At 72.4% G+C, this 20,116-nt stretch carries 21 protein-coding genes; 10 read left to right on the plus strand and 11 right to left on the minus strand.

The annotated features are described in order from the left end of the window. Positions 1–187: 187 nt before the first annotated feature. Complete coding sequence (gene aceE / locus ACWDX7_RS06680) at positions 188–2,872, plus strand: pyruvate dehydrogenase (acetyl-transferring), homodimeric type (protein WP_451492967.1); 2,685 nt, start codon at positions 188–190, stop codon at positions 2,870–2,872. Positions 2,873–3,103: 231 nt separating this feature from the next. Further along, positions 3,104–3,622 carry a DUF4240 domain-containing protein gene (locus tag ACWDX7_RS06685; protein ID WP_451492989.1) on the plus strand — a complete coding sequence of 173 codons (519 nt, stop codon included), beginning with the start codon at positions 3,104–3,106 and terminating at the stop codon, positions 3,620–3,622. 57 nt (positions 3,623–3,679) lie between these two features. Here ACWDX7_RS06685 and ACWDX7_RS06690 read toward each other — a convergent pair whose 3' ends face one another. Then, positions 3,680–4,453: an SDR family NAD(P)-dependent oxidoreductase gene (locus tag ACWDX7_RS06690; RefSeq protein ID WP_451492966.1), complete on the minus strand. Its 774-nt coding sequence runs from the start codon at positions 4,451–4,453 to the stop codon at positions 3,680–3,682. Positions 4,454–4,540: 87 nt separating this feature from the next. On the opposite strand from ACWDX7_RS06690, the gene ACWDX7_RS06695 reads away from it, so the two are divergent. After that, positions 4,541–5,206, plus strand: coding sequence for a TetR/AcrR family transcriptional regulator (locus ACWDX7_RS06695; protein WP_451492965.1), 666 nt, complete (start codon positions 4,541–4,543; stop codon positions 5,204–5,206). On the opposite strand, the gene ACWDX7_RS06700 is transcribed toward ACWDX7_RS06695, so the two are convergent. Next, positions 5,191–5,709 (minus strand): hypothetical protein, encoded by a 519-nt coding sequence (locus ACWDX7_RS06700; RefSeq protein ID WP_451492964.1) that lies wholly within the window; start codon positions 5,707–5,709, stop codon positions 5,191–5,193. The two genes, ACWDX7_RS06695 and ACWDX7_RS06700, sit on opposite strands and share 16 nt — an antisense overlap. 300 nt (positions 5,710–6,009) lie before the next feature. Between ACWDX7_RS06700 and ACWDX7_RS06705 the strand changes: the two genes are divergently transcribed. Continuing rightward, entirely contained in the window at positions 6,010–6,363 is a 354-nt protein-coding gene (locus ACWDX7_RS06705; protein ID WP_451492963.1) for a VOC family protein, read from the plus strand. Positions 6,364–6,520: 157 nt separating this feature from the next. On the opposite strand, the gene glnA is transcribed toward ACWDX7_RS06705, so the two are convergent. After that, a complete protein-coding gene (gene glnA, locus ACWDX7_RS06710) occupies positions 6,521–7,930 on the minus strand; it encodes a type I glutamate--ammonia ligase (RefSeq protein WP_451492962.1) in 1,410 nt (469 codons plus the stop codon). Positions 7,931–8,116: 186 nt separating this feature from the next. Between glnA and ACWDX7_RS06715 the strand changes: the two genes are divergently transcribed. After that, on the plus strand, positions 8,117–8,587 hold the full coding sequence (locus ACWDX7_RS06715) for an RDD family protein (protein WP_451492961.1): 471 nt from the start codon (positions 8,117–8,119) through the stop codon (positions 8,585–8,587). 127 nt (positions 8,588–8,714) lie between these two features. Here ACWDX7_RS06715 and ACWDX7_RS06720 read toward each other — a convergent pair whose 3' ends face one another. The 5 genes from ACWDX7_RS06720 to ACWDX7_RS06740 form a co-directional block, all read right to left on the minus strand. Next, positions 8,715–9,413, minus strand: a complete 699-nt coding sequence (locus ACWDX7_RS06720; protein WP_451492960.1) for a DUF4191 domain-containing protein — start codon at positions 9,411–9,413, stop codon at positions 8,715–8,717. Between the two features lie 9 nt (positions 9,414–9,422). Continuing rightward, positions 9,423–9,620 (minus strand): SCO2195 family GlnR-regulated protein, encoded by a 198-nt coding sequence (locus ACWDX7_RS06725; protein ID WP_451492988.1) that lies wholly within the window; start codon positions 9,618–9,620, stop codon positions 9,423–9,425. A gap of 291 nt (positions 9,621–9,911) precedes the next feature. Further along, positions 9,912–10,859: a lipoyl synthase gene (gene lipA / locus ACWDX7_RS06730; protein ID WP_451492959.1), complete on the minus strand. Its 948-nt coding sequence runs from the start codon at positions 10,857–10,859 to the stop codon at positions 9,912–9,914. A 139-nt stretch (positions 10,860–10,998) separates the two neighbouring features. After that, a complete protein-coding gene (gene lipB / locus ACWDX7_RS06735) occupies positions 10,999–11,814 on the minus strand; it encodes a lipoyl(octanoyl) transferase LipB (protein WP_451492958.1) in 816 nt (271 codons plus the stop codon). A 77-nt stretch (positions 11,815–11,891) separates the two neighbouring features. Continuing rightward, positions 11,892–12,212: a hypothetical protein gene (locus ACWDX7_RS06740; RefSeq protein WP_451492957.1), complete on the minus strand. Its 321-nt coding sequence runs from the start codon at positions 12,210–12,212 to the stop codon at positions 11,892–11,894. Between the two features lie 172 nt (positions 12,213–12,384). Between ACWDX7_RS06740 and ACWDX7_RS06745 the strand changes: the two genes are divergently transcribed. After that, positions 12,385–13,824, plus strand: coding sequence for a regulator (locus tag ACWDX7_RS06745; RefSeq protein WP_451492956.1), 1,440 nt, complete (start codon positions 12,385–12,387; stop codon positions 13,822–13,824). Between the two features lie 104 nt (positions 13,825–13,928). On the opposite strand, the gene ACWDX7_RS06750 is transcribed toward ACWDX7_RS06745, so the two are convergent. Together ACWDX7_RS06750 and ACWDX7_RS06755 are read right to left on the minus strand one after the other, a co-directional pair. Next, positions 13,929–15,200 carry an NAD(P)/FAD-dependent oxidoreductase gene (locus ACWDX7_RS06750; protein ID WP_451491197.1) on the minus strand — a complete coding sequence of 424 codons (1,272 nt, stop codon included), beginning with the start codon at positions 15,198–15,200 and terminating at the stop codon, positions 13,929–13,931. Between the two features lie 204 nt (positions 15,201–15,404). Then, positions 15,405–16,304: a TIGR01777 family oxidoreductase gene (locus tag ACWDX7_RS06755; RefSeq protein ID WP_451491196.1), complete on the minus strand. Its 900-nt coding sequence runs from the start codon at positions 16,302–16,304 to the stop codon at positions 15,405–15,407. Positions 16,305–16,460: 156 nt separating this feature from the next. Between ACWDX7_RS06755 and ACWDX7_RS06760 the strand changes: the two genes are divergently transcribed. Beyond that, positions 16,461–17,579, plus strand: coding sequence for a PP2C family protein-serine/threonine phosphatase (locus tag ACWDX7_RS06760; RefSeq protein WP_451491195.1), 1,119 nt, complete (start codon positions 16,461–16,463; stop codon positions 17,577–17,579). A 101-nt stretch (positions 17,580–17,680) separates the two neighbouring features. On the opposite strand, the gene ACWDX7_RS06765 is transcribed toward ACWDX7_RS06760, so the two are convergent. Next, complete coding sequence (locus ACWDX7_RS06765; RefSeq protein WP_451491194.1) at positions 17,681–17,935, minus strand: hypothetical protein; 255 nt, start codon at positions 17,933–17,935, stop codon at positions 17,681–17,683. A gap of 107 nt (positions 17,936–18,042) precedes the next feature. Here ACWDX7_RS06765 and ACWDX7_RS06770 point away from each other — a divergent pair, with 107 nt between their 5' ends. The 3 genes from ACWDX7_RS06770 (at position 18,043) to pdxR (ending at position 20,077) form a co-directional block, all read left to right on the plus strand. Continuing rightward, a complete protein-coding gene (locus ACWDX7_RS06770) occupies positions 18,043–18,414 on the plus strand; it encodes an ArsC/Spx/MgsR family protein (protein WP_451491193.1) in 372 nt (123 codons plus the stop codon). Between the two features lie 119 nt (positions 18,415–18,533). Beyond that, a complete protein-coding gene (locus ACWDX7_RS06775) occupies positions 18,534–18,668 on the plus strand; it encodes a hypothetical protein (protein WP_451491192.1) in 135 nt (44 codons plus the stop codon). Beyond that, positions 18,665–20,077, plus strand: a complete 1,413-nt coding sequence (pdxR, locus tag ACWDX7_RS06780) for a MocR-like pyridoxine biosynthesis transcription factor PdxR (RefSeq protein ID WP_451491191.1) — start codon at positions 18,665–18,667, stop codon at positions 20,075–20,077. Before ACWDX7_RS06775 ends, pdxR begins: the two co-directional genes overlap by 4 nt. The last annotated feature ends 39 nt before the right edge of the window (positions 20,078–20,116 follow it).

Consider the following 20,116-nt stretch of genomic DNA (forward strand, 5'->3'; position numbering starts at 1 on the left):
CGTGCCTGATTATCTGGCACGCGGTGCCGACTTTTGATCGGAATGACATTTCTTGGCCACTTTTATTTGATCGATCATCGATCAGCGACTTACAGTCATTGCGGACCCCAACCGGGTCCACCCACCCTGTCCTGCCCGTCAGGGATTTTTCACCACCTCTCCTTTGTCCGGAAGGCGGCGCACACCGATGTCCGACCCCGTAGGAAAGCTTCCGAGCGAGCTCGACCAGCTCCCGGACCGCGACACCGAGGAGACCGCCGAATGGGCGGCCTCCCTCGACGCCGTCGCCAAGGCCGCCGGTACGCGCCGCGCCGAATACCTGCTCCGCCGTACGCTCCAGCACGCCGAGGCCGCCGGCCTCGCGCTGCCGAAGCTGCTGGAGACGGACTACGTCAACACCATCCCCACCTCCGCCGAGCCGGAGTTCCCCGGCGACGAGGAGATGGAAGCCCGCATCACCGCGTGGAACCGCTGGAACGCGGCCGCCATGGTGACCCGCGGCTCCAAGTACGGCGTCGGCGGCCACATCGCCACCTTCGCCTCCGCCGCGTGGCTGTACGAGACCGGCTTCCAGCACTTCTTCCGCGGGAAGGAGGCCGACGGATCGGGTGACCAGCTCTACATCCAGGGCCACGCGTCCCCCGGCATCTACGCCCGCGCCTTCCTCGACGGACGCATCAGCGAGCAGCAGCTCGACAACTTCCGCCAGGAGTCCGGCGGCAACGGCCTGCCCTCCTACCCGCACCCGCGGCGCCTGCCGTGGCTGTGGGAGTTCCCGACGGTCTCCATGGGCCTCGGCCCGCTCTCCGCGATCTACCAGGCGCGCTTCAACCGCTACCTGCAGAACCGCAGCATCAAGGACACCGCCGGCTCGCACGTCTGGGCCTTCCTGGGCGACGGCGAGATGGACGAGCCGGAGTCGACCGCCGCCCTGGCCCTCGCCTCGCGCGAGCAGCTCGACAACCTGACCTTCGTCATCAACTGCAACCTGCAGCGCCTCGACGGTCCGGTCCGCGCCAACTTCCGCGTGGTGCAGGAGCTGGAGGCCCAGTTCCGCGGCGCCGGCTGGAACGTCATCAAGTCGTTGTGGGGCTCCGCCTGGGACGAGCTGTTCCAGCTCGACACCACCGGCGCCCTGGTACGCCGCCTGCGCGAGGTACCCGACGCGCAGTTCCAGACGTACGCGACCCGCGACGTGGCCTACATCCGCCAGCACTTCTTCGGCGCCGACGCCGAGCTCGTCCAGCTGGCCGGTGTGCTCTCCGACGCGAAGATCGCCGAGTGCTTCCACAGCTCGCGCGGCGGCCACGAGCCCCGCAAGGTCTACGCCGCCTACAAGGCCGCCCTGGAGCACAAGGGCGCGCCGACTGTCATCCTGGCGCAGACCGTCAAGGGCTACACGCTGGGTGCCGGGTTCGAGTCGAAGAACGCGAACCACCAGATGAAGAAGCTGACGATCGACGAGTTCAAGAGCATGCGCGACCTGCTCGGACTGCCGATCCCGGACAGCGCCTTCGCCGACGGCCAGGTCCCGTACGGCCACCCGGGCGCGAACAGCCCCGAGGTGCGGTACCTCAACGAGCGCCGCGCGGCCCTCGGCGGCCCTGCCCCGGCCCGCAAGGTCAAGCACGTGGCCCTGCCGGCTCCGGCCGACCGCTCCTTCGCCCCGCTGCTCAAGGGCTCCGGCAAGCAGGAGATGGCCACCACCATGGCCTTCGTCCGGCTCGTCAAGGACCTGATGCGGGACAAGGAGACCGGCAAGCGCTGGGTGCCGATCGTCCCCGACGAGGCCCGCACCTTCGGCATGGAGTCCCTCTTCCCGTCGGCCGGCATCTACTCGCCGCTGGGTCAGACGTACGAGCCGGTCGACCGCGACCAGCTCATGTACTACAAGGAAGCCAAGGACGGCCAGATCCTCAACGAGGGGATCACCGAAGCCGGCGCCATGGCCGATTTCATCGCCGCCTGCACGTCGTACGCGACGCACGGCGAGCCGATGATCCCCTTCTACATCTTCTACTCGATGTTCGGCTGGCAGCGCACCGCCGACCAGATGTGGCAGCTCGCCGACCAGCTCGGCAAGGGCTTCATCGTCGGCGCCACGGCGGGCCGCACCACCCTCACCGGTGAGGGCCTCCAGCACGCGGACGGCCACTCGCACCTGATCGCGTCCACGAACCCGGCGTCGCTGAACTACGACCCGGCCTTCGCGTACGAGATCGCGGTGATCGTCAAGGACGGTCTGCGCCGGATGTACGGCGAGCGGCCGGAGGACGTCTTCTACTACCTGACGGTCTACAACGAGCCGAAGGTGCAGCCGGCGATGCCGGAGGGCGTGGAGCAGGGCATCCTGCGCGGCCTCTACCGGTTCAACCAGGCCGCAGACCTGGGGGAGGCGGCCCCGGCCGCCGACGCCCCCAAGGTCCAGCTGATGGCCTCCGGTACGGCGATCCACTGGGTCCTGGAGGCGCAGAAGCTGCTCGCCGCCGACTGGAACGTGGCCGCCGACGTCTGGTCCGCCACCTCCTGGGGCGAGCTGCGGCGCGACGCGCTGGAGTGCGACGAGGCGCTGCTGCGCGGCGAGGTGCGCACCCCGTACGTCACCCGCGCGCTGGAGGGTGTCACCAGCCCGGTCCTCGCCGTCTCGGACTGGATGCGCCAGGTCCCGGACCAGATCAGCCAGTGGGTGGAGCAGGACTACACCTCGCTGGGCACGGACGGCTTCGGCCTGTCCGACACCCGCGAGGGTGCCCGCCGCCACTTCGGTGTCGACGCCCCGTCCATCGTGGTGGCCGCGCTGGCCCAGCTCGCCCGCCGCGGCGAGGTGCCGGCGTCCTGCGTCAAGGAGGCCCGGGAGCGCTACGGCCTCTGAGCCGTGCGCGCCGCAGGTCCTCGACCGTGAGGCGGTCCGACCCTTCGGGGGCGGGCCGCCTCACGGCGTTTCGCGGGCCGGCGGTACACGTCCCACCCGCCGGGTACGCTGCTTCGGCCGCCCGGTACGGTGCTTCGGCCGCCGGGTGTGGGGCCGAGAAGGTGGCACAACCGGCCTTTCGCGGCCTGCGCGGTGGCGGCACGCGGGTGGACCCGTGATGCTGGACCCGTGATGGACGAGACGGAGTTCTGGGAGATCGTGGACAGCACCCGCGAGGCCGCCGAGGGCGACCCCGTGGAACACGCCGAGCTGCTCGTGGAGCGGCTGGTACAGCTCGACCCGGACTCCGTCCTGGACTTCGCCCGCCACTTCGAGTCCCGTTACAACCGGGCCTACACCTGGGATCTGTGGGGCGCCGCCTGGGTGCTGCTCGACGGGGCGAGCGACGATGCCTTCGACTACTTCCGGTGCTGGCTGATCGGCCAGGGGCGGGAGGTCTTCGAGGGGGCCGTCCACGATCCCGACCACCTGGCGGAGCTCCTGGAGGACTTCGACGAGGAGATCGACGGGGACGGCGAGGAGCTGGGGTACGCGGCCGACGAGGCGTACGAGCAGCTGACGGGTGCGGTGGCGCCGGACCTGGGCGTCCCCCTCCAGCCGGCGGAGCCGGAGGGCACGCCCCTGGACTTCGAGAACGAAACCGTGCTCGCGGAGCGCTTCCCCCGGCTGTGGGACCGCTTCAGCTCCTGACGCCCCGTCATGTGCGGTGACTTCTGTGCGGGCCGGGCGGCCTTGGTGCGGGCCGGGCTAGTAGTGCGTACCGCCGTCGACGCGGATCTCCGTACCGGTGATGAACGCACCGTCCTCCGAGCCCAGCATGGCGACGACGCCGGCCACGGTCTCGGGACCGGCGAAGCCCTGACCGAGGGCCGGGGCGAGTTTGGCGAAGAGCGACCAGTCGGTGTCTTCGGGCAGGCCGGGGCCGGTCCCGGTGGTCATGCCGCTCTCGATGGAGCCGGGCGCGACGCTGACGAAGCGCAGGCCCCGCTTGCTGTACTCGGCGGCCAGCGCGTGGGTCATGGACTGGATGCCGCCCTTGCTGGCGGCGTAGGCGGACATGTAGGGGTGGGCGAAGGACGCCGAGGTGGAGCTGAAGTTCACGACGACGGGCCGGTCGCCCTCCAGCAGCGCGGGGAGGGACTCGCGGATCATCAGGAAGGTGCCGGTCAGGTTGACCCCGATGACCTGGTTCCACAGGTCGAGCGTGGTGCGGTGGGTGTGCGCGGAGCGCAGGATGCCCGCCGCGTTGACGAGGACGTCGAGTCCGCCGAGGCGCTCGACGGCAGCCGTGACACCGGCCTGAACGGCGGCCTCGTCGGATATGTCGAGGACGGCGGTGGTGAGCCGGTCCGCCTCGCGCCCCGCGGCGGCGGCCTGCTCGGCGGTGGTCTTCAGGCCTGCCTCGTCGACGTCCGCCGCGTGGACGCGGCCGCCCTCGGAGAGGATGCGGTGGACGGTGGCACGGCCGATGCCGGAGCCACCGCCCGTGATGAGGACGCGGCGCCCTTGATAACGGTTCATGGCGCGGAGCGTACCGACTGACTGACACGCTTTGCCAGAGTGTCTCCGTACGCCGTCAGGCAAGCGACCGAGAGGTACGCTTCATTGGTGAGATCCCCTCGGCCGTACTCTCCCCAGACGGGTCCCGGAGCCCAGTCCCTGACCGAGCGCCGCAAGGCCGCCACCCAGCTCGACATCGCGCGGGCGGCGTACGAACTCTTCGCGGAGCACGGCCCCGACGGAACCACCGCCGAGGACATCGCCCGCCGGGCGGGGGTGGCGCTGCGTACGTTCTACCGCTACTTCCGCAACAAGCAGGAGGCCGTGGCCCCGCTGCTCGCGGGCGGCGGCGACACCTGGCGCGCGCTGCTCGCCGAGGAGGAGCCGGGCACCCCGCTGGGCGAGGCACTGGAGCGCGCCGTCCTTCGCTCCCTCACCGACCCGCGGGCGGTCGCGGAGGGCCTGGAGGCGACCCGCGGGCTGTTGCGCGCCGCGGCGGCCGACCCGGCGCTGCGGGGAGTCTGGTACCGCGTGAACCAGGACTCCGAGGAGCACCTGGTCCCGCTGATCTCCCGCCTCGCCGGGCCGGCCGCCGACCCGCTGTCCGTACGCCTGCTGGCCGCGGCCGCCACCGACGCGATCCGGGTGTCCCTGGAGGTGTGGTCCTCGACCGACGCCCCGGTCCAGGGCCCCGGATCGCCGTCGGAGCTGGCCGTTCGTGCCGTGCGCGAGCTCACGCGCGGGATGTCTCTCCTGGATCAGTGGCCGCCGTAGCCGCCCCGACCGTCGTGGTCCCCGTGGCCGTTGCCGCCGTAGCCGCCGTGGCCACCGTGGCCGCCCCGACCGTCGTGGCCGCCCCAACCGTCGTGGTCGCCATGGCAGTTGCCGCCGTAGCCGCCGTGGCCGCCCCGACCGTCGTGGTCGCCATGGCCGTTGCCGCCGCGACCGTCATGGCCCCAGTGGCCGTTGCCGCCGCGACCGTCGTGGTCCCAGTGCTTCCAGTGGCCGTTGCCGCCGTTGCCGCCGCGACCGTCGTCGTCCCAGTGACTCCAGTGGCCGTGGCCGCCGTTGCCGCCGCGACCCGGCTCGTCCCAGCACCACGCCGGGAACTTACCCGAGTCGTTCCAGCGGTTGTCGCAACAGCGGTAGTCGCGCGAGCTGTCGGAGCACCTGTGGCCGTCGTGGGAGCCACCCGCGAAGGCGGAGCCCACCGGCATCAGTCCGAGCGCTATTCCAGCAGCCCCCGCGAGGACCCCCGAGACCATCCTGCGATGCATATCCATACACCTCCGAGCCTTGCTTGTTTGTGACACATCGGGCATTTCCACCCTCCGCCCACCCCATCCCGATGTCAAAGCCAAGCGTGACCCTCCGCAGTCATCCATCACTCTGTGTAGAGAATGACGGGCGACTCCCTACTCCCGCCTGGTCGAACTTTTTTCAGACCGCCGGTGGACGCGTCGACCGACCCGCCGTGGATCGAGACACCCTCAGGCCGCTCCGGCAACCGACAGACCGCACGGGAAGCAAGACCTCGGGCCTGTTTTCCGCAGCCCCGGCAGATCTAAGATCAGCGGATGACCTTGGAATGGGAACAGGTAATCGTTCACTCGGTGGATCCCGCGGCCTTGGGGCAGTGGTGGGCCGAGGCTCTGGGCTGGGTCGTCGTCTACCAGTCTGATGACGAGTTCGAGATCCGCCCGGAGCCGGACCGCCTGCCGGGACTGGACTTCGTCCGGATCGATGAGAGCAAGAAGGTCAAGAGCCGACTGCATCTCGACTTCAGGCCGGATGACCAGGACGCCGAGGTGGCTCGCCTGCTGGCCCACGGCGCCGAGCGGGTCGACATCGGCCAGGGCGATCAATCCTGGGTCGTCCTGGCAGACCCGGAAGGCAACGAGTTCTGCATCCTCGGCCACCGCCCCCAGTAGGGTCCCCTGGCAGGTCTCCGCCCGGCCGTAGCGGGCCGCGCCACCCGAGGACCCCGGCGCTCAGAGACCGCATGAAAAACAGGCCGTGACCACGCTGTTCGGCGTGGCCACGGCCTGGCTCAGTCTCTAACGAAACCGCGGGTCAGAAACCTGCGGCTTAGAGGTCGAAGTAGAGCTCGAACTCGTGCGGGTGGGGGCGCTGGGCGATCGGGGCGATTTCGTGGGTGCGCTTGTAGTCGATCCACGTCTCGATCAGGTCGGGGGTGAAGACACCGCCGGCCAGCAGGTACTCGTGGTCGTTCTCCAGCGCGGTCAGGACCGCGTCGAGCGAGGTGGGGACCTGGGGGACGGCCGCGTGCTCGTCGGGGGCGAGCTCGTAGAGGTCCTTGTCGATCGGCTCCATCGGCTCGATCTTGTTCTTGACGCCGTCGAGGCCGGCCAGCAGGAGGGCCGAGAACGCCAGGTACGGGTTCGAGGACGGGTCCGGCGCGCGGAACTCGACGCGCTTGGCCTTCGGGTTCGAGCCCGTGATCGGGATGCGCATGGCCGCGGAGCGGTTGCGCTGCGAGTAGACCATGTTGACCGGCGCCTCGAAGCCCGGCACCAGGCGGTGGTAGGAGTTCACCGTCGGGTTGGTGAACGCCAGCAGCGACGGGGCGTGCTTGAGGATGCCGCCGATGTAGTAGCGCGCGGTGTCCGAGAGGCCCGCGTAACCGGCCTCGTCGTAGAACAGCGGGTCGCCGTTGGCCCACAGCGACTGGTGGACGTGCATGCCCGAGCCGTTGTCACCGAAGATCGGCTTCGGCATGAAGGTCGCGGTCTTGCCGTTGCGCCAGGCGACGTTCTTCACGACGTACTTGAAGAGCATCAGGTCGTCGGCCGCGGCGAGCAGCGTGTTGAACTTGTAGTTGATCTCCGCCTGGCCACCGGTGCCGACCTCGTGGTGCTGGCGCTCGACCTGGAGGCCCTGGGCGTCCAGTTCGAGGGAGATCTCCGCGCGCAGGTCGGCGAAGTGGTCGACCGGGGCGACGGGGAAGTAGCCGCCCTTGTAGCGGACCTTGTAGCCGCGGTTGTTCTCCTCGGAGCCCGTGTTCCAGGCGCCGGCCTCGGAGTCGATGTGGTAGAAGGACTCGTTCGCCGAGGTCGCGAAGCGCACGTTGTCGAACACGTAGAACTCGGCCTCGGGGCCGAAGTACGCGGTGTCGGCGATGCCGGTGGAGGCGAGGTACGCCTCGGCCTTCTTCGCGATGTTGCGCGGGTCGCGGCTGTAGGCCTCGCCCGTGATCGGGTCGTGGATGAAGAAGTTGATGTTCAGCGTCTTGTCACGACGGAACGGGTCCAGGCGCGCGGTCGACAGGTCGGCGCGCAGGGCCATGTCCGACTCGTGGATCGCCTGGAACCCGCGGATGGAGGAGCCGTCGAAGGCCAGTTCCTCGTCCGGGTTGAAGACCCCTGCCGGGATGGTGAAGTGCTGCATCACACCCGGCAGGTCGCAGAAGCGGACGTCGACGAACTTGACGTCGTTGTCTGCGATGTACTTCTTCACGTCGTCGGCGTTCTGGAACATCCAACTCCTCCTACTCCCGGCCCCGGGGTAGGGACGGGCTGTATAGCTCGTGGTGCGTCAGTGCGGTGCCGCACGCTGACCCGACCATAAGCAGACGGGATTTCTCAAGCATGACCCATTTGTTTCGCACAAGTTAACCAGGGTCCCGCGGGAGTGGTGTGGAGCACCACGGGTACCGTGGGTCGGGTGGACAACAGGCAAGCAATCGGATCATGGCTCTCCGGCCCCCGCGCGGCCGCCGAGGACATGGGCGTCGACTTCGGCTATCCGGGCCAGCGGCTCGGTCTGCCGCAGGAGGGCCCCGGCTCCCTGGCGCGACCGGGGCGCCGGCTCGGCGCCGTCGCCCTGGACTGGATCGGCTGCCAGCTGATCGCGTACGGACTGATCACGGGCGGCAGCCTGGCCGCGGCGGGCAACTGGACGCTCGGGCTCTTCGTGGCCCTGAGCATCCTGACCCTCGGCACCGTGGGCTCCACCCCCGGCAAGCGGCTCCTGGGCCTGCGGGTTGTCTCGCAGGACGGCGGCCGGCTGGGCATCGTCCGGGTGGTGGTGCGCACCGCACTGCTGGCCCTGGTCATCCCGGCGCTGATCTGGGACCGCGACGGCCGCGGCCTGCACGACCGGCTGGCGCGCGCCGTCCAGGTCCGTATCTCGTGAGCATCTGGTAGCGGGCACGTAGCGGGCATCACACGGAGGCGCCCCCCGAAGCTGTCAGCTTCGGGGGGCGCCTCGCGTCGTACCCGTGTGTCGCGTCGTATCCGTGTGTTCGTATACGAAAAGCGGGTCAGCGCATCTTTCCGCCGCGCGGCATCTTCATGCCCTTGGGCATCGGGCCCTTCGGCAGCGGCATGTTGCTCATGAGGTCGCCCATGGCGCGCAGCTTGTCGTTGACCTGGGTGATCTGGGGGCCGGCCAGCACGCGCGGCAGCTTCAGGAGCGTGGTGCGCACCTTCTGGAGCGGCACCTCGCCCTCGCCCGTACCCACGATGAAGTCGTGGACCGGCACGTCCGGCATGATCCGGGCCAGCTTCTTCTTCTCGTTCGCGAGCAGGGGCTTGAGGCGGTTCGGGTTGCCCTCGGCGATCAGGACGACGCCGGCCTTGCCCACGGCCCGGTGGACGATGTCCTGGTTGCGGGTCATCGCGATGGCCGGGGTGGTCGTCCATCCCCGTCCCACGTTGTCCAGTACGGCCGCGGCCGCGCCCGGCTGTCCCTCCATCTGCCCGAAGGCAGCCCGCTCGGCCCGTCGCCCGAAGACGATCGCCATCGCCAGGAACGCCACCAGGAAGCCCAGGATGCCCAGGTAGACCGGGTGGCCGATCAGGAAGCCGATGGCGAGAAAGACACCGAAGGTGACGATTCCCACGCCCGCGACGATCAGACCGACCTTCGGGTCTGCCTTGCGCGTCATCTTGTACGTCAGGGCGATCTGCTTCAGTCGCCCGGGGTTCGCAGCAGTCTCTGCGTTTGACTTCCTCGCCATAGGGCGAGTTTACGTGGCCTGCGGGGTCCGGGTCGCCGCGGCCTCAAGTACGTGTTCGGTTTGGACCCGGTCCTTGGCCCTGCGGCGGTCTTCGAGGACGGCCGTCCAGGCGTTGCGGCGGGCCCCGCTCATGAGCAGGGACTCGATGCCGCGGAAGGCGTCGGTGAAGGACGGAAGGGCGGTGGCGCGTACGGGCGCGGCCTGCATGATGTCGGTCCCTTTCACGGTGCTCACGTCGGCAGGGTGTGCGGTACATGCTGTGCGTCGTGTCCGAAGACACGGGTGTACGGCGACTGCGCACGGCGAACCCGGCGTCCGAAGCGCGCCGGGAAGCGCGTGTGCGAAGCGTGGATCCATCGTCACTGATTGGTGTTACCAGCGCATGACCGGTCGGTCAAACGTGTCGAAACATTGACGCGGCCCGCCGGACTCTTCCGAGGAAAAGCCTAGGGGCCGCGTCGCTGCGGGTTACCGCCTAGTAGGACTTTGTGCGCGATTTCACACGCCCGCGCGCTTCTCCATCGCCTGCTGGTAGAGGCGGCCCGCGCGGTACGAGGACCGGACGAGCGGGCCGGACATCACACCGGAGAAGCCGATGTCCTCGGCCTCCTTCGCCAGCTCCACGAACTCGGCCGGTTTCACCCAGCGCTCGACGGGGTGGTGGCGCGGCGAGGGCCGCAGGTACTGCGTGATGGTGATGAGCTCGCAGCCGGCCTCGTGCAGGTCCTTCAGGGCCTGGGTGACCTCTTCGCGCTCCTCGCCCATGCCGAGGATCAGGTTCGACTTCGTCACCAGGCCGTACGCGCGGGCGCGGGTGATCACATCGAGCGAGCGCTCGTAGCGGAAGCCGGGGCGGATCCGCTTGAAGATCCGCGGCACGGTCTCGACGTTGTGCGCGAAGACCTCGGGGCGGGAGGCGAAGACCTCCTCCAGCAGCTCCGGGACGGCGTTGAAGTCGGGGGCCAGCAGCTCGACCTTGGTGTGACCGCTCTCGCGGGCCGCCGTCTGCTGGTGGATCTGGCGCACGGTCTCGGCGTACAGCCAGGCTCCGCCGTCGGGCAGGTCGTCGCGGGCCACGCCCGTGATGGTGGCGTAGTTCAGGTCCATGGTGACCACGGACTCGCCGACGCGGCGGGGCTCGTCCCGGTCCAGCGCCTCGGGCTTGCCCGTGTCGATCTGGCAGAAGTCACAGCGCCGCGTGCACTGGTCGCCACCGATGAGGAAGGTGGCCTCGCGGTCCTCCCAGCATTCGTAGATGTTGGGGCAGCCGGCTTCCTGGCAGACCGTGTGCAGTCCTTCGCCCTTCACCAGGGCCTGCATCTTGGTGTACTCGGGACCCATCTTCGCCCGGGTCTTGATCCACTCGGGCTTGCGCTCGATGGGGGTCTGGCTGTTCCGGACCTCCAGGCGCAGCATCTTGCGTCCGTCGGGTGCGACTGCGGACACGACCGGCTCCCTGTGACTTCGATTCTTCGGCGCCCACCAGGGTACGCCCGTAATTTCATACGCTCTTACGTCGGCCAACCTGCGGGGGGGCCGACCCCATTCCCCGGACCTCGGCCTCCTCGCCGAAGCCGCACCCGTCCTACGAGCCCACCGCCGGTTCCACTTCACGCGGCCGCAGCTCCGCGTGCTCCAGGACCTCCTTCAGGTGCCGCTCGATGACCGGCAGCACCTCGGCGATGGTGATCTCGCGCCCCAGCTCGTACGAGAGCGAGGTCACACCGGCGTCCCGGATGCCGCAGGGCACGATCCGGTCGAACCAGGTGTTGTCCGGGTTCACGTTGAGGGCGAAGCCGTGCATGGTGACGCCCTTGGCGACCCGGATGCCGATGGCGGCGAGCTTGCGGTCCTCGCGGCGCTGGCCGGCATTGGACGGGGCGTACTCGGGCCCGGCCAGCCGGGGGTCGAACTCCTCGTCGTCCGGGCGCGGGGCCGGCGGGGAAGCGGGGAAGTCGAGGGACAGGCCGCCGGCCTGCGGGCGCTCGTGGACGGGATCGCCCAGCACCCAGACGCCCGAGCGGCCCTCGACGCGGCTGGTCTCCAGGCCGAATTCGGCGGCGGTGCGGATCAGTGCCTCCTCCAGCCTGCGGACGTGGGCGACCACGTCCACCGGGCGGGGCAGCTTCATGATCGGGTAGCCGACGAGCTGCCCGGGGCCGTGCCAAGTGATCTTGCCGCCGCGGTCCACGTCGACGACCGGCGTGCCGTCGAGCGGCCGCTCGCTGTCGTCGGTGCGCCGGCCGGCGGTGTAGACCGGAGGGTGCTCCAGCAGGAGGCAGGTGTCGCCGATCTCGTCGGCGAAGCGGGCGGCGTGCACCCGGCGCTGCTCTTCCCAGGCCCGGGTGTACTCGACGGATTCCGGTCCGAAGCCCAGACGCACAAACCCAAGCTCAGCCACCGCAGCGCCTCCTCGTTGAACCTGCCGTGTGCACGTATCGCACTCAGCCAAGGGTACGGCGGCCCGCGCGGGCGTTTTCAGCGCCCCGTCCCCGGGCCCGTACCGGCCTCCGCCGCCGGACTCGGCGCCGCCTCCGCGGGGTCGGGAAGCCGCCTGGGGCGGCGCCTTCCCCGGGCGGCGGGGCGGTCCGGGTCCTCGTCGGCCCGGGGTAGCCGCCGGTGGCCCTCCGAGTGGTCGTTGACCCAGCCGCACACCCCGCACGCGTACCGCCCGTCGAGCCCCGTGATGTAGGTCCCGCAGCGCCGGCACTCCGCCTCCGTCAGTTCGGGCGCGGGCAGCGGAGCTGTGGATTCCGTGTACGCGTGGGGGAGGTGTGTCGCGGGGGGCCGGCGGGTCATGGGCCGCAGCGTACGCGGGCGCAGGGGGGCGATCCGTAAAGGGTCCCACCCGTTCTGCACACGATCGGATGAATGTGGGACAGAGCGGGCGGTCCGGGCGAAGTTCGCCGCTACATTCACGCCGTCACAGGGCCGGGACTCCGGTCCGTCACGTCAGGAGACCGTGGAGCCGATGACGGAACGACCTGCCCAGCGCGTCCCCAACCGGCAGCTCGCGGCACTGATCGCGGAAGCCGGCTTCTCCAACGCCGGGCTCGCCCGCCGCGTCGACCAGCTCGGCCTGGAGCACGGTCTCGACCTGCGGTACGACAAGACCTCGGTGACCCGGTGGCTGCGCGGGCAGCAGCCTCGCGGGACCACGCCCGCGCTGATCGCGGAGGTCTTCACCAGACGGCTCGGGCGGCGGCTGTCGGCGCAGGACCTCGGCCTGGACGCGTGCGCGCCCGTGTACGCCGGGCTGGAGTTCGCGGCCACCCCGGAGGAGGCCGTGGACATCGCGAGCGGCCTGTGGCGCAAGGACTCCGGCTCCCACGCCGAGCTGCGGAAGATCGCCTTCACCCCGGCGGGCCTGGTCGTGCCCAGCCGGGACTGGCTGATCGGGCGGGCCGACGAGCGGGTGGGCCGGAGCACGGACCTGGCCCATACCCGGGTCCCCGCGCAGGGCCGGACCTCGGTGCCCCGCCAGCGCCAGATCGACCGGGGGCCCGGGCAGCGGGTGACCGCCGGTGACATCGCGGCGCTGAGATCGGTCAGCGAGCTCTTCCGCACCCTGGACCACGCCTACGGCGGCGGCCACGCCCGGCAGGCACTGGTGCGCTACCTGGAGCACGAGGCCGAGCCGATGCTCCGCGGCACCTACGGGGAGACCACCGGGCGCCGGCTGTTCTCCGCCGCCGCGGACCTGACCCGGCTCGCGGGCTGGACCTCGTACGACATCGCCGCGCACGGGCTCGCCCAGCGGTACTTCGTGCAGGCGCTGCGCCTGGCGCAGGCCGCCGGCGACCGGCCGTACGGCTCGTACGTGCTGGTCACCATGAGCCGGCAGGCGGTCTACCTGGGCCACGGCCGGGAGGCGGTGCAGCTGGCCCGGGTCGCCCAGCAGGGGGTCGGCGCCGGGCCGCCGCCGGTGGTGCAGGCCCTCCTGCACTCGGCCGAGGCGCGGGGGCACGCGGTGATGGGCGAGGTACGGGCGGCCACGGCGTCGCTGGTGCGGGCCGAGCGCTCGCTGGGCGCGGCCCGGCCGGGGGACGACGTGCCGCCCTGGGCGCGGTACTACGACGAGGCGCAGCTGGCGGACGAGTTCGCGCACTGCCACCGGGACCTGCAGCAGTTCCGGGCCACGGCGCAGCACGCGGAGCGCTCGCTCCAGCTGCGGGCGCCCGCTTACGCGCGGTCGCGGCTGTTCTGCCGGGTGGTGCTGGCCACGGCCCGGCTGGGGCTCGGGGAGCTGGAGCAGGCGTGCACGCTGGGCGCGGAGGCGGCGCAGCAGGCGATGGAGATGCGGTCGGTGCGGGCCGTGGAGTACGTACGGGACTTCGAGCGACGGCTGGAGCCGTACCGGGACGCTTCGGCCGTGCGCACCTACCGGGACCGGGTGGCGGCCCTGTCCTGACCCTCCCCCGCCCCCGGTCGCCCGCGCCGGACCCCAGCGCCTCCGGCGCCCGCGCCGAGGCCGTCGGCGGGGCGCGCATGCGGCCCCGCCGACGGCCTCGACCCTCAGGCAGCCATCGGAAGCGCGGATTCCGGGGTGGCCGGGAGCGGGATGCCGAAGTCCCGGAGGACCGCCGTGGTGGCGCGGCGCGCCGAGTGCAGGGCGCCCTGGACGGTGTTCGTGTCCCGGTGGTCGCCGCACACGTACAGCCCGGCGAGGACCCGCACGGGGCGGCGCCGATCGTAGGGCGGCGGCATGGCGGGGACGGCCTCCGGGGTGTGGTGGACGGCCAGCAGCTCCCAGTCCCGGGTGGCGCTCTCGTAGAGCCGGGCCAGCCGTGAGGCGACGGTGCGCGGCGGTGGCGGCGGGCCGAGCACGGTGGTGGTGACCAGGCTGCGGCCGGCCGGGGCCCGGGTCGGATCCACCGCGCTCATCACGGCGGTGTGCGAGACGGGCCAGCTGGGGTCCCCGTCCAGGAGCAGCGAGCCGTCCCACGGCAGCGGCTCGGCGGTGGCGTGGTGCAGGACGGTGACCTGGTGGAAGTCCGGGACCCGCAGACCGGGCAGCAGGCCGGCGGCGGCGCGGGCGCCGGTGGCCAGCAGCACGGAACGGCAGACGAAGTCGCCGTGCTCCTCGGTGGTGACGAGGTTGGTCGCCACCGAGCGGACCCGGACGCCGGTACGCAGCGTGCCGGGCGGCAGGCCCCCGGCCAGCAGGTCGGGCAGGGCCGCCGCGCCCCCCTGCGGCACCGCGAGGCGGCCACGGGCGAAGCCGCGCAGGGCCAGGTCGGCCACCCGGCTGGAGGTGGTGAGCTCCGGGTCGCGCAGCAAGGTGGCGAGCAGGGGCCGCAGTACCCCGTTGAGGGTGCGCGGCGGCAGACCGCGGGAGCGCTGGGCGGCGAGCGCGGTGCGTTCGGGGCGGGCGAGCAGGCGCTCCTCCGGCAGGGCGGCGAGCCGGCCGAGAGCGGCGCTGAGCCGGGCCTGGTCGAGGGAACCGCTGGCCAGGGCACGGGCCGGGGTGAGAGCCCCCGCGCGGAGCTGCCTGCCGTCGGTGTGGACCAGGACCCCGGGCGCGAAGGGGCGCAGGGTCAGGGTCTCCAGGCCCGGGGTGCGGGCCAGTTCCGTGTACGAGGTGTTGAGCAACTGGCCGATCCGGTCCAGCCGGAATCCGTCGGCCGATTCCGTGGCCATCCGGCCGCCGGGGTCGTCGGCGGCCTCCAGGACGGTGACGGTGACCCCCGCTGCGATCAGGTGGTGCGCGGCCGCGAGTCCTGAGACTCCGGCTCCTACGATGACGATGTCCGCATGGTGTGCGGCGTGGTGCGCGCTGCTGAGCACGTGCCCCTCCCCGAGGTCGGCGCGGCTGTGTCTGCTCCTCCTTCCCCTAACCCGCTGCGCCGGAACCCGAGTTTGCCCCGTGTTTCCGGTCAACTCCGGTCGCACGGCGGTCGCATTCGGGTCACGAACGGTCGCACGGCGATCACGCCGCGCCCCCGCCGGTGCGCTCCGCGCGGGGGGTGCGGGGCTTCGCCGGGGGTGCCGCTAGTGGTTCCCGTCGAGGGCGGCGCGGATCGCCTGCTCGATGCCGGGGTCGCGGAAGACGAAGCCCGACTCCAGCAGCCGGGCGGGCCGGGCGCGCTGGCTGCCCAGTACGTCCTCGGCGAACTCCCCGAGCGCGATGCGCAGGGCCACGGCCGGTACGGGCAGCACGGCGGGCCGGCGCAGTACCCGGCCCATGGCCGCCGTGACCTGGCGGTTGGTCAGCGGCTCGGGGGCGGTGAGGTTGACGGGACCGCTGAGGGACGGGGTGTCGATGATGTGGCGCAGAGCCGCGATCTCGTCCCGGAGCGAGATGTGCGACCAGTACTGGCGGCCGTTGCCGAGCCGGCCGCCGACGCCCGCGCGGAAGACGGGGAACAGCCGCCCCCAGGCACCGCCCTCGCGGGCGACGACCAGGCCGGTACGGGCGAAGGCCGTACGGATCCCGGCCGCGCGGGCGGGCGCGGCGGCGGCCTCCCACTCCACGCAGACGGAGGGCAGGAAGCCGTGTCCGGGCGGGGCGTCCTCGTCGACGGTGCGGTCGCCCGTGTCGCCGTAGTAGCCGATGGCGGAACCGCTGACCAGGACGGCGGGCGGCTGCTCCATCGCGGCGAGGGCCTGCGCGAGGGCCGCCGTCCCGAGGACCCGGCTGTCGCGGATCTCCTTCTTGTACGCGGCGGTCCACCGGTGCTCCCCGACCCCGGCCCCGGCCAGGTGCACGACGGCCGCGCAGCCGGCCAGCCCGGCCGGATCGACCTGCCCGCGCGCGGGATCCCACCGGGCCTCCTCCGGGGCGGCGGTCGCCCGGCGCACGAAGCGGACGACGTCGTGCCCGTCGGCGCGCAGGGACCGTACGAGGGCTTTGCCGATGAGTCCGGACGAACCGGTGACCGCGATACGCATGCCCCCATCCTGCCGGGTCGCCTCCCGGCGGGCCGGGCGGTGACGGCGGGGTCGCCCCCGCGGCGACCGGGTGACGCCGCCACCTCCACCGGCCCGCGGCAGCCCCTTCGCACCGTCCGGGGTGCGGGCTTCGCGGACCCGTACCAGGGTGGAGGGGTGAGACGCGGACGCGGGGAACCGGGCTGGCTGCGCGGGGAGCCACCGCCGCTCTGGGCCCGGATCGCGCCCGCGGTGGCCCTGGTGCTGCTCGTCCTCGCGCAGAAGGCCACGCCGGGCGTCGAGCTGGGGTTCTTCCTGGCGGGTCTGCCGCCGGTGGCCGCCTTCGCGTACGGGGCGGTCGGCACCGCCTTCTTCGCGGCGCTGGTGCTGGTACTGCTGGGCGTGCCCGAGCTCGGCATCACCCAGGCCCGCGGCTCGGACGTGGCCACGGTGGCCGCCATCGGAGTGCTGAGCGTGGTGATCGCCCTGGTCCGGCGGCGCCGGGACGCGCAGCTGGTGAGCGTACGAACGGTGGCGGAAGCCGCCCAGCTGGCCGTCCTGCCGCCCGTGCCGGGGCGGGTCGGGCATGTGCGGTGCTCCCTGCTGTACCGGGCGGCGCAGCGCGGCACCCTGGTGGGCGGGGACCTGTACGACGTACGCGCGGGGCCGTACGGGGTACGCGCGCTGGTCGGCGACGTGCAGGGCCACGGTCTGGACGCCGTGGCCACGGTCGCCGCGCTGCTCGGGGCCTTCCGGGAAGCCGTGCTGGACGACACGGAGCTGGCGGCGGTGGCCGGGCGGCTGGACCGGCGGCTGGTGGCGGATGCGGCGGCGGGCCCCGTGGACCGTCCGGAGCTGTTCGCGACGGCGCTGCTGCTGGAGTTCCCGCCCGGCCTGGACCTCGTACGCATGGTGTCGTGCGGCCATCCGCCCGCCCTGCGGCTGCGCGGGGCCGCCGTCGAAGAACTGGCCGTGGAGCCGGGCCCGCCGCTCGGCCTCGGACTCGCGGGGCCGGCCCCGCCGACGGTGGCGGAACTGCCGGTGCGGCCCGGGGACCGGCTACTGCTGCACACCGACGGCGTGACGGAGGCCCGCGACGCGACGGGGCACTTCTATCCCCTGGCCGCCCGCGTACCGGTGCTCGCCCGGGACCCGGGCGGGCTGGTCGAGGCGGTGTGGCGGGACCTGGAGTCCTTCACCCACGGTGGTCTGCGGGACGACGTGGCGCTGCTGCTGCTCTCGCTGGACGGCGGCGCCCCGGCCGAGAGGCGCGCTGAGCGCCGCACGGTGGCCTGACCCCTCCCCCTCCTCGCCCGGCGCACCGCACTCGTCACCCGGATCCCCGGGAGCCGCCGCCGCGGCGGCTCCCGAAGACCCCGTAGCTGCGGCCGTGACGATCAGGCGCAGTCGCGCATGAAGGCGCGGACCAGCTTGCAGGTGACATTGGACGGCCGGTGGATCCCCGTCCGGACGGCCATCGTCCGTATCTTCCGGTTGGTGGCGCGCCGCTCGTCATAGGTGCCCGAGTCGAGCAGGGATATCGCCAGCCGCATCGCCTTCAGGCGGCGGTTGTGGCTCTCGTACCACTCGCGGGGCAGGCCCGCCGGCAGCGGCTTCTTCTTGACGTGCTGGACGATGGTGGCAGTGGCCATCTACAGCCTCCCAAACGGTAGTTGGCGTCCTGTCGTTGTCCCTCGATTCTACCGGCGACCACTGACAGAAGGCCCTGGCCAGGCTCCCTCTGGATAGGCTGGGCGGCATGGAGATCTGGATCAATCCGGCCTGTTCGAAGTGCCGCAGCGCCCTGACCCTCCTCGACGCGGAGGGCGCCGACTACACGGTGCGCCGCTACCTGGAGGACGTGCCCTCCGAGGACGAGATCCGCGAGGTGCTCGGCCGCCTCGGGCTGGAGCCGTGGGACATCACGCGTACGTCTGACCCGCTGGCGAAGGAAACCGGCGTACGGGAGCTGCCCCGCGAGGAGACCGACGCGGCGCGGGGGCGCTGGATCGCGCATCTGGCCGCGCACCCGAAGCTGATCCAGCGGCCGATCATCACCGCCGAGGACGGCACCGCCGTCGTGGCCCGCTCCGAGGAAGCCGTCCGCGAGGCGCTGTCCCGCAAGGCGTAGCCAGCCGACCCCCGCCCGGCCGGGCCGGGCCGGGCCGGGCTGCGCAGGACGCCCGGCGGCTCTCGCCCTCCCGCCGGGCGGTAGGGTCGCTGGGCTGGTGATGCCGGGGCGGAGGCGATGTGGACGACGGGCGGAAACTGGGGCCGGTGCCGCGGCCGGCGACCGCCGGCCGCCGCCTCCTGCCGGTGACGGCCATGGCCACGGCCACGGCTACGGCCACCCGTACGGTCCTCACCTCGGAGCCGGGCGCGTGACGGCCCCCGGTGACCGCCCCGGCGGCGATGCGGGCTCCGGCGCCGACCTGCACCTCGAACTCCCCGCCGAGGGCGCCCGGCGGACCGCCCTCGCCCAGGCCCTGCGGAGCGCCGTACGCAGCGGCCGACTCGCCGGGGGGACCCGGCTGCCGCCCTACCGGGCCCTGGCCGCCGACCTGGGGCTGGCCCGCAACGCCGTCGCCGACGCCTACGCCGAGCTGGTCGCCGAGGGCTGGTTCACCGCCCGGCAGGGGTCCGGGACGCGGGTCGCCGAGGGCGCGGCCACCGCCGCCGTACGGGCCGCCGCGGCCGGGCCCGCACCCGCGGGCCCCCGCCACGACCTGCTCCAGGGCAAGCCGGACCCCGCCTCCTTCCCGCGCGGCCCCTGGGCCGCCAGCACCCGGCGCGCCCTGTCCGAGGCACCCACCGAGGCCTTCGGGCCGGGCGACCCGCGGGGCCGCCCGGAGCTGCGGCGGGCGCTGGCCGCGTACCTGTCCCGGGCGCGGGGCGTGCGTACGGGCCCGGAGAGCATCGTGGTCTGCTCCGGCTTCGCCAACGGACTGCGGCTGCTGGCCTCCGTACGGCCCCGGGACTGGGCGGTCGAGGCGTACGGACTCCCCTTCCACCACGCCATACTCGACGCGGCCGGAGTGCGCCCGCACGCCGTCCCCGTCGACGAGGACGGCGCCCGGACCGGTCAACTGCCCTCGCGGGCCCGCACCTTGATGCTCACCCCCGCCCACCAGTTCCCGACCGGCGGCCGCCTGCTGCCCGGCCGGCGCGCCGCCGCCGTGGAATGGGCCCGTACGACCGGCGGCGTGATCGTGGAAGACGACTACGACGGGGAGTTCCGCTACGACCGCAAGCCGGTCGGCGCCGTGCAGGGCCTGGCGCCCGAGCACGTCGTCTACGCGGGCTCGCTCAGCAAGAGCCTGTCCCCCGCCATCCGCCTCGGCTGGATGGTCCTGCCCGACCACCTGATCGGCCCGGTCCTGGAAGCGAAGGGCCTGCGGGAGTCCTGGGCGAGCGCGCTGGACCAGCTGGCGCTGGCCGACTTCATCGAGTGCGGCGCCTACGACCGCCACGTCCGCCGGATGCGAAGGCGCTACCGGGACCGCCGCGACCAGCTGGTCTCGGTCCTGGCCGCCCGCGCCCCGCAGGTCCGGCTGACCGGCATCTCCGCCGGACTCCACGCCGTGGTGGAGCTCCCGCCGGGCACGGAGGCCCCCGCCCTGGCCGCCGCCCGCGCCGCCGGGCTCGCGCTGGACGGCCTCTCCGGCTACCAGCACCGCGCCGACCCGGATCCGCCGCACGAGGGGCTGGTGGTCGGGTACGCGGCCCCCGCGGACTCGGCCTTCAGCCGGGCCCTGGACGCCCTCGCGGAGGTGGTCCGCCGGGTGGGGCCGTAGGCCGTCTTCCACGCCCGCTGCCCTCGGGGGCCCGGTGGC

It is taken from the genome of Streptomyces sp. NPDC003034 (assembly GCF_053591375.1).